Below are 12,650 nucleotides of genomic sequence, written 5' to 3' on the forward strand. Positions count from 1 at the left end.
AGAGACTCTCTCCTCCTCAGTTGCCCCATGGCGGCGGCTCACGACTCCTTGCGGCTGCGCTTATCCCCTCCAGCCTCGCCGTAGGGCGCCCACCCGTTATCGAGAAGGTGGAACCCCGCATCGATGGCCGCCGCTGGATCGGGCTCACGGCTGGCCATGAGCTGAATCTGCAGGGCAAACCGGACGTAGAAGCGGATCTCTTCGGTTGGCTCCTCCAGCCCGAATTCCTCGGTGATCGCCGCGACCAAGGCATCCTCGTGGCGCAACCACATCTTCTCCGCGTAGTCGACCAGAGCCGGCGTCTCCTCCATGAGAGCGAGTATTCGGCTCTGCGGCTCGGATTTGAGCATGGCGATTTCGGCGAGGTAGTGAGCCTTCAGCGCGTCGGAGATCGAGGTCCCCGCCATGCGGCCACTCACCGCAGCAATCAGGCGTTCATGCCGCTCGCCTTCGTCACTGAAGACGAGCGCCTCCTTGTGTGGGAAGTGTGTGAAGACCGTCTTGGGCGACACATCGGCCGCATCCGCGATCTCGCGCACAGTCACCGTATCGAAGCCGCGTGCGAGGAAAAGCGTCGTCGCCGCCTCTAGTATCGCCGCCCGCGTCGCCGCCTTCTTGCGCTCACGTCGCCCCGCCGTCGCTGCGTCCACCATGGCGCATACTCTACACCCGAACACTAAGGATATTGACAGTAAAAGTAGTCTCGATGTAGTTAGTTAGTGAGTGAAGTTAGAGGTTCTCGCTCATGGCGTACTCGTTGACGGTTACCCGGCTCCTGGCCATGAGGTCTTAGCCCAGCCGCTCGGCCTCCCCGGCCGCCGCCGATCGGGACTCGCAGGCACAAGCGAGCCGCGTCAATCTCCGGCGGGCCCTCCCGCCAACCCCGGCTACCAGAAAGGGACCCGACCATGTCCGAAGCAATTGACTCACGGTCTAAAAGTCGCGAGATGCCTGCCTCCCACGTGCGCCTGCCTGCGCAGCGCCGACTGGCGGGAGCGTTGCTCGTCGCCGGGCCGGCGATCTTCCTGTTCGGGGAGTTCGTCGCCGCCGCAGCGTGGACCGACCCCGCCTACAGCTACACGCACCATTTCATCAGCAACCTCGGAGTTCACGGGCCCTCGACTCTGTTCGGGCAGTACATGTACTCGCCCCTGGCCTGGGTAATGAACGCCGGATTCCTCCTCTTCGGGATCACGATCCTGGCCGGAGTGGCCACGCTGCGCGATCTGTCGGACGGCCGCCGTTGGGCCATGCTCGCCCCCGCGACGCTGCTGGCCGTCGGCGGCGTCCTGCTCGCGCTGTTTCCCGGATCTGGCGAGGCACTCAACAACGGCACCGGCGAGTACCACAGCATGGGAGCCTTCGCCGGCTTCGTCGGTGGGAACGCGCTGGCCATCGTGCTCGGAAGCAGGTGGCGGCGCATCGGCATCTCTCCGCGAATGGGGCGAGCACTGATCACGGTCGGCGTGATCGGTCTGCTTTCGATGGTGCTCTACCTCGCGATGATCTTTACCGCGGGCGACACCCCCATCGGCATCATCGGCCTCATCGAACGCGGTGCCGTTCACCCGTTCCTGATCGGCCTCATCTGCGCTGGAGCGTCGATCTGGAAGCGGAAGACGTGAACGCACCCCCTGCGCCCTCCGGCACCACGGAAATGGCAGCCTGACGCCGAACTCTTCGAGTGAACCACTCCGACTTTCGTGGAGGCCCTGAAGCCAGCATCATCTGCTGGCGGAAGGGAGAATCACGTCACGATGCCAGCCCCGAGGAAGTACCCCCAAGAGCTTGTGCGCCACGAGGCGCTGATGGTTCGCGAGGAGGTGGAAGACCTCCTCCTGTGTCCTGTCGCAGCAGGGCGCTGAAGCTGAGGGAAGCCCGCCCTGGGTGGTGCCGGGGAGGGTGGGAGCAGCCCTGACAAAGCCGGGGCGTGGCAGAACTGCCAGATGGCGCGGGCCCGGCGAGCGTGACGGAAAGGAGTACGCGAGGAACCGGCGTGATTACGTCCTTCAACTGGGGTGCCGACTCAAATCTGGCGGATAAGGGTCGGACGCGGTGCGTCCCGCCGGATATGACACGGCGGGAGCTTCCAGGCGGGTATTAACTCGTCCGCTTGGGAGGCCATAGGGAAGGTCTGCGGCGTACTTATGGCGATGCCGCTGGGACAGAGTCGGGCTCCTCCTCCGTCGAACGAACATCAGTGAACGTGGGAACCACCTGGTACCGGTCCCGGGCCGTTGTCGTTGGCCGATTGGGATAGGTGCACCGACCGCTGAATGGGCCGGGTGGGGCGGAGCCGCCGTAGTACTCCGAGGCCGGGAGAGCCGGTCACATGGGAAAGGGCGGCAGCGGTTTCGCGAAGGGAAGGATGCTGCAATGCCGAAAGATGCATCCTCGAATGAGGGTGCCTGGCCGGCCGAGGTCGCGATAGGACCGCGCCGGAAGGTATCGGAGATGCAGACCAAACTTCATCAGTGGGCGGCGGCAGATCCCGGCCGCCGGTTTGATGACCTGTTTAATTTCGTGCATGACCCGGCCACGCTGCTCGTGGCGTTCGACCGGGTCGCGATGAACCTCGGTGCGCGCAGCCCGGGCGTGGACGGTTTGACGGTCGCCCACGTCGAAGAGCTGATTGGCGTCGAGGATTTCCTGGACGACCTGCGTGCCCAGCTGAAGGCAGGCACGTTCGATCCATTGCCGGTGCGGGAGAGGAAGATCCCGAAGCCGGGTGGGTCGGGGAAGCTGCGTAAGCTCGGTATCCCAGCCGTGGCGGACCGGGTTGTCCAGGCGGCGCTGAAGCTGGTGCTGGAACCGATCTTCGAGGCCGATTTCGAGCCGGTCTCGTACGGGTTTCGGCCCAAACGGCGCGCCCAGGATGCGATCGCCGAGATCCACCACTTCGGCACTCACGGCTACCGCTGGGTGCTGGATGCGGATATCGAGGCGGCCTTCGACAATGTCTCACACTCGGCCGTCATGGATCGGGTACGAGGCCGTGTTAAGGACAAACGCGTACTGGGGCTGGTCAAGGCGTTTCTCAAAGCCGGGATCATGACCGAACTTAACGAGCATCAGGAAACGCACACCGGTACGCCGCAAGGGGGCATCCTGTCCCCGCTGATCTTCAATATCGCCCTCACGGCTCTGGATGAGCACCTGACTGGGCCATGGAAGGACGGCGGGGTCATGTCCACCGAAAGCCGACGCATTACCCGCCGCCGCAAGGGCCTGGCGACCTGGCGACTCATCCGCTATGCGGATGATTTCGCCGTGCTGGTGTATGGGAACCAGCACGATGCCGAGGCATTGCGGGAACAGATCGCCACCACCCTCGCCGGGTTGGGCCTGCGCTTGTCGGAGGCCAAAACCCAGGTGGTGCACATGAGCGAGGGATTCTCCTTCTTGGGGTTCCGCATCCAATGGCGCCGCAAGCGGGGGACGAGCCAGTGGCACGTCTACACCTTCATCGACAACCGGCCGATCCGGTCGCTGAAGGCGAAGATTCGTGCCCTGACCCGCAGGACATCGCAACAGGATCTCGGACACGTGCTGACCAGACTCAATCTGATCATGCGCGGGTGGGCCAACTACTTCAAGCACGCCGTGGCCAAGAGCGTCTTCGGCATGCTGGACCGCTTCGCCTGGAGGCGAGTGATCCGCATGCTGGCCAAGCGGCACCGCTGGAATTGGAAGGACGTCCGCAAGAGGTTCACCACCCCAACCGGGCGGTGGTTACCGATCACAGGGGGCGAGATCACGATGATGCGGATAGAGGCTATTCCGGTCACCCGGTATCGCTACCGCGGCACCAAGATCCCCAACCTGTGGGTTCCAGATCCCACCTGACAGAGACCGTGGAGAGCCCGCTGCGCTGAGAGGCGCACGGCGGGTTCGGAGAGCGGCCTGGAGAAACGGGCCGGGAGTAATCCCAGTACCGCGCTCCAGGCCGACTCAACCGAGAGCGCGCGGTGCGCGAGCTGCGCCGCGCCAACGAGATCGTCAAGGCCGATGGCGACGTCGACCGCTACGTCGCGATGACCCGGGCGACCGGGCGGATCGTCGTCCTCACCGGTTTCGGGGACGCGCTCCGTTGAGGAAGAGGTCGACGATCCGCGGCGCGTCGTCGTCCGAGGAGAGATCTACTGCGCGGGCGAGGTGGAGGAAGGCGTTCATGAGGAACTCCGGGTCTCCGGTGACGCGGCCTTCCCCGACCGCCTCCCTGAAGAGGGCGACGACGGGGGAAAGGAGGGCTTCGACGTAGCGCGTGGAGATGCGGTTCCTGGTGGAGGCGCTCACGAGGTCGAGCGCGTCGTAGACGCGCTGCTCGAACGAGATCGTCGCGCCCGCGTGCTCCGCAGCGGCCCGGACGAGTGCCGCCAGGCGTTCCTCGAAGGTCGTTCCGGAGGCCAGCGCGTCGGCGATCCGCGCGTGCGCGGTGTCGATGAACCGGGTCGCCACCGACGCGTAGAGCTCCTCCTTGCCGCCGGGGAAGTGGTGGTAGATCGACGGCTTCCGGATTCCGGCGGTACGTGCGACGCCGACGAGGGAGATGCCGGAGTAGCCGACCGCGGCGAGCTGGTCGCTGAACGCGTCCATGAGCAGAGTGCGGGTGTCGGTGGTGGTCATCGGTTACTCCGGGCGTGGTGGAGGGCGAGGCCGCACGCGACGAACCCCGCCACGGCCAGCGTGGTCAGGAAGATCGTGGCAGCCGGGCCGGCGGAAAGGGCGAGGCCGCTCTCGATCTGCCGGGCGGCTTCGACGACGTACGTGAGCGGGTTGACCGTGGCGATCGCCCGCATCCAGCCGGTTAGCTCGCTGACGGGAGCGAACACGCCGGTGAAGAACGACAGCCCGAAGAAGACCAGCGTGACGAGCCCGGCGGCCGACGAGGAGGAGGTGCGAACGGCGACGGCGACGCTGAACAGGGCGACCGTGACGCCGAGGACCAGCATGACCCCGAGCATCCCGAGCGCCCCCGCCCATGTGCTCGGCCGGTATCCGGCGACCATCGCGCCGCCGACGGTGAGGAGGCCCTCACCGGTGACGGCGAGGATGGTGGCCAGAACCGTGCCGGTGAGGAACGGGGTGGCCGTTCCGTGCGCGATCCGGAGCCGGTCGAGGTAGCCGCTGGTGAGGTCGTTCACGGTCAGCGTTCCCGCGGCGCCGGCGCCGGTCGCGACGCCGGTGAGCAGGATCAGCGGAAGGAGGAAGGCGATGAAGGACCGGCCGCCGAGATAGCCGGCGCCGACCTGGCCGAGCTGTCCCGAGTAGATCAGCAGGAAGAACAGCGATTGGGCGATGGGGCTGATCAGGAGCGCGGGCGAACGGAGCACGGTGCGCAGGGCTCGCGCCGTGGCCGCGACGGTCACGGGTAGGGCCGCGGCGCGGCGGGCACGTACGGCGAGGACGGCGGTGGTCATGCCGGCTCCTTCTCGTCGAGGCGGGTCGCCGGTGTGGTGAGGGCGGCGAAGACGTCGTCGAGTGACGGGCCGGTCAGGCGCAGCTCTTCGACGGACGCCGCGACGGCGCCGACGTCGTCCAGCGCCGCGCGGAGCACGGCGGGGTCACCGGGGAGCGAGAGCCGGACCATGGCCGGACCGCCGGGCTCCGGGACGAATCCGGCACGGGTGGCCTCGGCCAGGCGGTGTGCCGCCTCGTCGGTGTCCAGGGTCAGCGTCAGGGTGCGTACGCCGACGCGGTTCTTGAGCGCTTCGGGTGAGTCGTGCGCGACGACCCCGCCCTCGCGCAGCACGACGATGTCGGTGGCCAGCACCTCCGCCTCGTGCAGGTCCTGGGTCGAGATCAGGAGTGTCCGCGACCCGTCCGCCGTGCTCAGCCGTTTGAGTTCCGCCCAGAACTCGATCCGGGCGAGCGGGTCGAGACCCGTGGTGGGCTCGTCGAGCACGATGAGCGAGGGCTCTCCGACCAGGGCGACGGCGAGATCGACCTTCCTGCGGGTCCCGCCCGACAGTTTCGCGATCCGCGTGGCCCGGTGCTCGCCGAGCCCGAACAGCTCCACCAGCTCGCCTGACCGGCGGCGCGCGGCCTGCCTGCCGAGGCCCAGGGCCACGCCCTGGAATTCCAGCACCTCCACCGGCGTCGCCAGCGGATCGAGCGCGTTGGACTGTGGGGCCATCCCGATCAGCCGCCGTGCCGACCGGACGTCGGTCATGACGTCGTGCCCCTCCACCACGACCGTCCCCGACGTCGGAGTGCGCACCGTGGAGACGACTTCCAGCAACGTGGACTTCCCGGCCCCGTTGGGACCAAGGACAACCGTACGGCCGCCCCGCCGGATGTCCAGGGAGACCCCGTCGAGGACCGTTCGCTCGCCGTACCGCTTGGTTAGGCCCGCTATGCGGACAGAGTTTTCGCCGACCATGCCGGCAGCCTACCTATCGGTAGGGCGGTTGCCCGAATCGGGTGGCGGGTCTGCTGAACTCATGGATCAGCGCAGGTCGACCAGCGGCCGGTCAGGCCAGGTTCGGCATCGCCGTGATCCAGGCGTTGAGCTCCGCGGCGAGGTGCGGACCGTGGAGCCGATCCAGGTGGGGAGCGGCCAGGTTGATCAGGTTCTTGGCCTGGCGGCTCGCGCGTATCGCGTCGAGGTCGTCGAGGCTCGGCCGGCAGGGCGTCTGAGCTTGGTCGAGGGTGATCGGCAGGGCGTCGAGGCAGGCGCGGACGATGGCTTCGGGCGCTGGAAGGACGCCGGCCAGGTCGTCGCTGTGGCCCCTGACGTGGCGGGCCGTGCTGAAGGACGCGATGCGGATCGCGGTCTCGGCGTCGGAGAAGGTTCCCGTCTTGTGGGCCTGCCGGACGGCCCACATGTACAGTCGCGCGGCTTCGGCTCGCTGGTCGGATCGGTTGTTCACCGTGGCCTCGATGTGGAGGAACAGCGACAACCACCAGTTGGGGGCGTCGACGCCCTTGCTTCGATGCCGGTTGAGCCAAGCCTGCCGTTGGGATGCGGTGGCCTGCAGGAGATGGTCGATGCGGTGTCCGCCGGGAGCAGGATCCGAGGTGCGCCGCGCTGCGGTCTCGGCGCGCAGTGGCGCGGTGACGGCGTAGACGCCACCATCAAGCCGGTCATCGGTGACCAGGAGCGACACCATTGACTCGGGTTGCCAGTACTCGCGGAATTCCACGTTCGTGGTGGGAAGTTCGACGAGGTCGATGCCGAGATCGGCGAGGGCCGTGCGGAGCGCGTGGAACGGCAGGTGCGGCTGGAGTGGGCCGTACTCCTTCTCGATCGGGCCGGCCGCTACCTGCGGACCGGCCGAGCCGAGCCGATGGAGTTGCACGGTGAAGTGGGTGCCGCGCCAGTTCTCCTCTCCAGGGCCCTGTTCCCAGAAGAAGTCGACCAGGCCGTAGTCGCGCCACATCTGTCGTCGGTGCCGGTTCTCCGCCGACGTGATCCCGAGAATCCGGTCGACCTGGTCGGGGCTGCACGTGTGGTCGGCCCCCAGGACGTTCCCCCTGGCCACGATGTCGACCACGAGATCCGAAGTGCTCATCAGCCGCCCGTTTCCGATTCGCTTCTCAACACCTGTAGCCGATGGTGTCGAGCGCCTCTGCGAGATCTGCCAGGCCGATCCCGGGGTTGAGGCGTCGGACGAGGTCGGGGGTGATCTCGCGGTGGTCGAAGATGGCCGTGACATCCGATGGGTCGACCGTCCGGCCGAAGTAGTCCGAGGCGTAGTCGCAGTAGACCTCGGGCGTCTGCGCGGACAGGAGGTCGAACAGATAGGTAGCGCCATCAGGATCGTCGGTCTCGGGGTAGTCGAGGGCACCGGTCTGCCATGCCGCATCGTCGTGACCACGCCACAGGCACACCGTGGCCGCGAGAAACGGTCCGGTGCCGGCATCGTGACAGAAGGCGGGCTCGGTCACGTAGGCGGCGAACTCTGACGGGACCGAGTCGACGAGCCCCGGCCATGGGCCGTAGCCGTCATCCCCATAAGGGCTCATCGGCGACTCGTGATCGAAGCCCCGGATGAACACGCCGCCTGCGGCGAAGACGATCGAGTACTCGTCCCCGCTGCCGTTGGTCATGGAAGCGAGTTCCTCATGCGGACCCCATCGCCGGTCGAAGGAGTAGCAGGCGTATTCGCCGGCGCTCAGGATCGCGTCCAGGACGGCATACGACTGGCTCAGCTTCCGGACGGTGGCGATGGAAGGGAGTCTTCGAGCGAGGTCAGCAGCGGTCATCGGGCCATCCAACAGGGCGGCTACGACATTTCTGGTGGCGGGTGGGCGCAGGGGAGACGTGGGCGTCGATGCCCGCACCAGGCTCGACCCGGAGGTGAGCGAGCCGGTCGGCGTACGGGTGACGGCGATGGCAACCAGGCCACTTGCCGAGTCCGGCATTCAGGCGGAGAACATAGTCTTTGATCTACTTTGTAAAGGTGCTGGGTTTGAGGCAATACTGACACTCGACAATCCAAAACCCCCTAAACCAGCGAAAACCGGGGGCGGACAGGGTCACCGGTACGGGCCTGGCCGGGCGCGCGGGTCGTGGTAGGCGCTCGACTGCGGTCAGTTCTCCTCGGGGATACGGCTCGTGGCCATGTCGGCGAACGGCAGAGGGCAGTCGGGGCAGGTGCAGTGGGTCAGGCTGTCGCAACCGGCGCTGGCCACCGCGCCGAGCGCGCGCCGGATGGTGGTCAGGTCGGCGATCCGCGCGTCCACCTCGGCGATCTTTTCCTGGACGCGCTCGCGCAGGTCGGGGGTGGGGTGGCGGCGCCGTCCGGTGTCGATCAGCTCGGCCACCTCCTTCAGGGTGAAGCCGAGCCGCTGCGCTGCCTTGATCACGGTCAGCAGGGTGACGGTCTCGGGCGGGTAGGCGCGGTGCCCGCCCGGGCTGCGCGCCGGTTCGGCGATGAGCCCGCGGCGCTCGTAGTAGCGCAGCGTCTGCGGGTTGACGCCGGCTCGCTCGGCAACCTGCCCGCTGCGCAGGTACGGCCTGCCTGAGCCCTGCAGTTCGGCGGACACCTGATCGGCGAGCAGGTGCTCGCGGTCCATCGCCATCGTCTTCCTCAGCACAGAGCGCGGGCCTGCAGAGCGTCCAGCACGCCGACATGCTGGACCGGCACGGTCGCCTCCAGCGCCAGGCCGCCATCGGCGATGGTGAGGGTGAAGGTGAAGAAGGAGCAGCAGCCGTTCTCGCGGGCGGCCAGTTCGGCGGCCCGGGCGGCGTTGTCCGGGCTGAAGACGAGTTCCAGTCGCAGCCGGGTGTGCTCGGGTCGTGCCACACCCCGCACCGCGTTGGCGAACAAGGCGTCGAACTCGGCCACGCGAAGCGGTCGCTCGGCGTTGGGCAGCGTGCAGGCGGAGGGGACCCACTCCACGTCGAGGGAGACGTTGCGTGTCATACCTCGACGGTAAACCTGTACCCGGGTACCGAATGCAAGCCCTTTGATGGCGTACGGCCGGAATCCGCCCCGGAGCCTGAGGGCCGCTGGAGATGATCAGCCTCGTTACCGAGGCCGAAGCAGGTCCAGCGGCTCCTCCTCACTCATGGGTCATTGGGCGGTGCAGACGGCGCCGTTGAGGGTGAAGGCGGTCGGCAGCACGTTGGGGCCGCTGTAGGCGCCGACGAAGCCGATCGAGGTGCTCGCGCCGGGTGCGAGCTTGCCGTTGTCCTGGGTGCTGGTGACCGTCACCGAGGTCCCGTTCTGCTGCCAGTTGCCGCTCCATCCGCTGCTGACGGTCTGCCACCCGGTGGGCCAGGTGAAGTGGAGGGTCCAGCCGTCGACGGCCGCGGTGCCGGTGTTGGTGATGTCGACGCTGCCGACGAACCCGTTGCCCCAGTCGTTGGTGTCCCGCAGGCGTACCGAGCAGGAGCTCGTGCCGGGCGTGCCGGTGGTGAAGGTGAGCGGCGGCGACGCCCAGGAGACGCGGCCCGCGGTGTCACGGGCGATCACGTTGACCGTCTGGCGAGTGCCGGGGACGAGGTTGTGGACCGTGAAGGAGGTGCCGGGGGTCTCGCCGAGCTGTTCTGTGACGGCGCCTCTCTGACGGTGGATCTCGTACTTGGCGATGGGGCTCGCGCCCGGCGCGGCGGTGGGCCAGGAGATGGTGGCCGTGGTGTCGGTGACGGCGCTCGCGGTGGGCTGCCCGGGGGCGGCGGGGGCGCCGGCGCTGCTGGTGGCGGAGTGCAGCACCAGCGTGGTCAGCGAGTACGGCGGAAGCGTCTGGGTCGTCGCGGTGCCGCCCTGGCCGGTGCTGACCGAGGTGGCCCCGTTGGTGAAGGTCAGCACCGTGGGCGCCCCGCCGGCGGGGGTGAACCCGGCGTAACCGATCTTCACCTGGCGTTCGCCGTCGGGATCGCGGTTGATGAGCAGGACGGCGAGGTCGCCGTTGGGGCGGCGTGCGGCGTGCGCGGCGACCATCGGGTCGTCGGTCGCCGCGCGGACGAACCGGTCGCCGGGGCGGGCGAACGAGCTGATCATGGAGAGTGCGTGGTAGGGGGCGAACGGCGTGTTCAGCGGTGGTTCGCAGGTGTCGCCGGAGCAGGTGGCGTTGGACAGCATGCCGAAGTCGCCGTAGTCGGTGTGGCCGGCGACGGTGCTGATGGTGCCGGCGCCGTTGTGGACGTTCCACCAGTCGATGGTGAAGACGCCCTGCGCCATGAGGCCGGCGTACGCGTCGGCGGCGAACAGCGCGCCGGGCTGGGTGTTCGGCGCGACTCCACTGTTGATCTCGGTCATGGCGATGCCGATGTCCCCGGCGCGGGCGCCGGCGTGCTTGGCGATCTGCCCGCGCACCATGTGGATCATGTCGGGGATGTGGGCGGTCTTGGTGAGGACGTCGGCGACGCCGTTCTGCGGGGGATACCAGTGCAGGATGACGAAGTCGATCTTCGAGGCGGCGATCGACAGGACGGTGTCGTTCCAGGTGCCCTGGTCATCCGCGGCGACGAGACCGTCGGGCCAGTTGGCGGGGGTGGTGAGCACAGCGCCGATCTTGATGGTCGGGTCGACTGCCTTCATCGCGTCCGAGTACGCCACCACGTTCCTGGCGTACTCGGACGGGCTCTTGTCGGCGTGGTCGTCGGCCTCCCACTCGGCGCCGTAGTGGCCGTTGCCGTAGTTCTCGTTGCCGATCTCCCAGTATTTGACGCCGTACTTCTTGGTGACGTTGGCGTACTCGACCCAGTCGGCGGCCTCCTGGGCGCTGCCGGTGCCGTAGTTGGCGATGATGATCGGCTGCGCGCCGGTCCGCTTGGCCCCGCTCATGAAGGTGTCGAAGTCGGTGCCGGGGGCGACATAACCGCCGGGGGCGGTGTGGGTCTTCCAGTGGTAAATGTCGGCGTACGACCCTCCGGGGTAGCGCAGCATCTTCACGCCGGCGGCCTTGAGGAGGTCGGCCGTCTCGTCCGTGCCGAGGTGGCTGTCCCAGATCGCGTGGTTGGCGCCCACGGCGGTGTCCGACGCCGCTGCCAGGCCCGCGCGGGTGTTGACGGTGACGTTGACGGGCGTGCCCTCGGCCGGGGTGTCGGCGGACGCGGCCGGTACGCCGGTGAGGAGCTGGGCGGTCACCGCCGCGCCCATGAGGAGCGCGAACGCCGGCCTGGCTGTGCGCAGGGTGCTCATAACGTCCCTTTTCCTGGAGGATCTCGCCAGGTGATCGTGATCAGGACGTCTGAAGCGGTCAAGCGGGCGCCCTCGGGCACGGCCGTGAGCTGCGGTCGAGTTAGGCGGGGCGTGCAACTTTCATGGGCCGGTCGCGCACGGTTTCACGGGCGGTTCAGCCCGCCGCGCCCGGGCCGGCCGCGGCGGGAGGCGTCCGGCGTGCCGCCGGGGGAGGAGTCCCTGGTCCGCGCCGGTGTGACCGAGGTGGTCCTCACCCGTGCCGACGAGCGGGGAGAGCGCCTGCTGATCGGCGGGTGGGGTGCGAGATCCGGCCATCGCGTCGTTTGACGGCGCCGGTCGCCGCCGGCCGCTGCCGGCCGCGCTGCGCGACTCCCGGCTGCGACATGCCGGGCTGCGCGACGCCGGACGTCGACCCCCACTGGCGGACCGGCATGTTCTGTCCGACGAGGCAGCTGTCCGGCTCCGATCCGCAGTAGGTGGACTGCACCTCGAACCCGCCCTGGTCGGTGATGGCCTGCTGAGCCCGTCCCTGCACGAAGGTGGGGCTGATGACGCCGGTCAGGCTCTGGTTGGAGTAGCCCTGGCCGGACTGAGCCTGAGCGCCGCCCGCGAGCCCTCCGCTGATCACCTGGCCGCCGCCTCCTCCGCCGGGACCGGGGGCTCGGAAGGCTGTGAGCCCTTGCTGCGGATGCCGCGGGGCGACGCGGGCGGACGCGGGCTGCGCGGCGGCGCTCCCCACTACCATGATCACAAGTGCGGCCAGGGTCAGCCGCCGGGTCGTGGGGGCAGTCGCCAAGACCTTGCTGCTGCGCGGGCCGCGTACGCGGGAGCGGGACATCTCGTTGTGTGCCTTCCTGGTCCTTCCCCGGCGTTCGCTGTCGCTCGTCCGTGCCGCCGGGCGTGAGGCACATACCCGCCCGGGCGCCGGCCGCAGCGGCACTGGTGGAGATCGGCGCAGGTCATTGCCGGTCCTTTGGGCTGTTCCCGGCCGCCCGCGACCGGTGGCACGCGCCGGCAGCGGCCGGCTTCAGGCATCAGACCGCGGTGCCGTCCGTC

At 68.2% G+C, this 12,650-nt stretch carries 13 protein-coding genes; 3 read left to right on the forward strand and 10 right to left on the reverse strand.

What is annotated here, in order from left to right:
- Positions 1-38: 38 nt before the first annotated feature.
- Positions 39-653: a TetR/AcrR family transcriptional regulator gene (locus HHX31_RS08530; RefSeq protein WP_169946762.1), complete on the reverse strand. Its 615-nt coding sequence runs from the start codon at positions 651-653 to the stop codon at positions 39-41.
- 294 nt (positions 654-947) lie between these two features.
- On the opposite strand from HHX31_RS08530, the gene HHX31_RS08535 reads away from it, so the two are divergent.
- From HHX31_RS08535 to HHX31_RS35020, 3 genes are all read left to right on the forward strand, one after another.
- A complete protein-coding gene (locus tag HHX31_RS08535; RefSeq protein WP_249345709.1) occupies positions 948-1,625 on the forward strand; it encodes a DUF998 domain-containing protein in 678 nt (225 codons plus the stop codon).
- 829 nt (positions 1,626-2,454) lie between these two features.
- Positions 2,455-3,846 (forward strand): group II intron reverse transcriptase/maturase, encoded by a 1,392-nt coding sequence (gene ltrA / locus HHX31_RS08540; protein ID WP_211589394.1) that lies wholly within the window; start codon positions 2,455-2,457, stop codon positions 3,844-3,846.
- Positions 3,847-3,968: 122 nt separating this feature from the next.
- Entirely contained in the window at positions 3,969-4,094 is a 126-nt protein-coding gene (locus tag HHX31_RS35020; RefSeq protein ID WP_283244410.1) for a hypothetical protein, read from the forward strand.
- Here HHX31_RS35020 and HHX31_RS08545 read toward each other — a convergent pair.
- The 9 genes from HHX31_RS08545 to HHX31_RS08585 all read right to left on the reverse strand — a co-directional run bounded on the left by HHX31_RS08545 (position 4,066) and on the right by HHX31_RS08585 (position 12,390).
- Entirely contained in the window at positions 4,066-4,626 is a 561-nt protein-coding gene (locus HHX31_RS08545; protein ID WP_169946766.1) for a TetR/AcrR family transcriptional regulator, read from the reverse strand. The two genes, HHX31_RS35020 and HHX31_RS08545, sit on opposite strands and share 29 nt — an antisense overlap.
- Complete coding sequence (locus tag HHX31_RS08550; RefSeq protein WP_169946768.1) at positions 4,623-5,420, reverse strand: ABC transporter permease; 798 nt, start codon at positions 5,418-5,420, stop codon at positions 4,623-4,625. Before HHX31_RS08550 ends, HHX31_RS08545 begins: the two co-directional genes overlap by 4 nt.
- Positions 5,417-6,382, reverse strand: a complete 966-nt coding sequence (locus HHX31_RS08555) for an ABC transporter ATP-binding protein (protein WP_169946770.1) — start codon at positions 6,380-6,382, stop codon at positions 5,417-5,419. Before HHX31_RS08555 ends, HHX31_RS08550 begins: the two co-directional genes overlap by 4 nt.
- Before the next feature lie 91 nt (positions 6,383-6,473).
- Positions 6,474-7,514 (reverse strand): hypothetical protein, encoded by a 1,041-nt coding sequence (locus HHX31_RS08560; protein WP_169946772.1) that lies wholly within the window; start codon positions 7,512-7,514, stop codon positions 6,474-6,476.
- Positions 7,515-7,539: 25 nt separating this feature from the next.
- On the reverse strand, positions 7,540-8,208 hold the full coding sequence (locus tag HHX31_RS08565) for a hypothetical protein (protein WP_169946774.1): 669 nt from the start codon (positions 8,206-8,208) through the stop codon (positions 7,540-7,542).
- A gap of 327 nt (positions 8,209-8,535) precedes the next feature.
- Positions 8,536-9,027, reverse strand: coding sequence for a MerR family transcriptional regulator (locus tag HHX31_RS08570; RefSeq protein WP_249345711.1), 492 nt, complete (start codon positions 9,025-9,027; stop codon positions 8,536-8,538).
- A gap of 8 nt (positions 9,028-9,035) precedes the next feature.
- Positions 9,036-9,371: a hypothetical protein gene (locus tag HHX31_RS08575; RefSeq protein WP_169946776.1), complete on the reverse strand. Its 336-nt coding sequence runs from the start codon at positions 9,369-9,371 to the stop codon at positions 9,036-9,038.
- A 150-nt stretch (positions 9,372-9,521) separates the two neighbouring features.
- The gene (locus HHX31_RS08580) at positions 9,522-11,594 is read right to left on the reverse strand and encodes a cellulose binding domain-containing protein (protein ID WP_169946778.1); all 2,073 of its coding nucleotides are present in this window, start codon (positions 11,592-11,594) and stop codon (positions 9,522-9,524) included.
- Between the two features lie 250 nt (positions 11,595-11,844).
- Complete coding sequence (locus tag HHX31_RS08585; protein WP_169946780.1) at positions 11,845-12,390, reverse strand: hypothetical protein; 546 nt, start codon at positions 12,388-12,390, stop codon at positions 11,845-11,847.
- Positions 12,391-12,650 lie beyond the last annotated feature (260 nt).

It is taken from the genome of Microbispora sp. H11081, from assembly GCF_012999535.1.
Taxonomy (GTDB): Bacteria; Actinomycetota; Actinomycetes; order Streptosporangiales; family Streptosporangiaceae; genus Microbispora.

What these genes read in the sequence shown, in the direction of transcription:
- HHX31_RS08530 (WP_169946762.1), bottom strand. Translation starts at nt 653, where the DNA reads ATGGTGGACGCAGCGACGGCGGGGCGACGTGAGCGCAAGAAGGCGGCG.
- HHX31_RS08535 (WP_249345709.1), top strand. Translation starts at nt 948, where the DNA reads ATGCCTGCCTCCCACGTGCGCCTGCCTGCGCAGCGCCGACTGGCGGGA.
- ltrA (WP_211589394.1), top strand. Translation starts at nt 2,455, where the DNA reads ATGCAGACCAAACTTCATCAGTGGGCGGCGGCAGATCCCGGCCGCCGG.
- HHX31_RS08545 (WP_169946766.1), bottom strand. Translation starts at nt 4,626, where the DNA reads ATGACCACCACCGACACCCGCACTCTGCTCATGGACGCGTTCAGCGAC.
- HHX31_RS08550 (WP_169946768.1), bottom strand. Translation starts at nt 5,420, where the DNA reads ATGACCACCGCCGTCCTCGCCGTACGTGCCCGCCGCGCCGCGGCCCTA.
- HHX31_RS08555 (WP_169946770.1), bottom strand. Translation starts at nt 6,382, where the DNA reads ATGGTCGGCGAAAACTCTGTCCGCATAGCGGGCCTAACCAAGCGGTAC.
- HHX31_RS08560 (WP_169946772.1), bottom strand. Translation starts at nt 7,514, where the DNA reads ATGAGCACTTCGGATCTCGTGGTCGACATCGTGGCCAGGGGGAACGTC.
- HHX31_RS08565 (WP_169946774.1), bottom strand. Translation starts at nt 8,208, where the DNA reads ATGACCGCTGCTGACCTCGCTCGAAGACTCCCTTCCATCGCCACCGTC.
- HHX31_RS08570 (WP_249345711.1), bottom strand. Translation starts at nt 9,027, where the DNA reads ATGGCGATGGACCGCGAGCACCTGCTCGCCGATCAGGTGTCCGCCGAA.
- HHX31_RS08575 (WP_169946776.1), bottom strand. Translation starts at nt 9,371, where the DNA reads ATGACACGCAACGTCTCCCTCGACGTGGAGTGGGTCCCCTCCGCCTGC.
- HHX31_RS08580 (WP_169946778.1), bottom strand. Translation starts at nt 11,594, where the DNA reads ATGAGCACCCTGCGCACAGCCAGGCCGGCGTTCGCGCTCCTCATGGGC.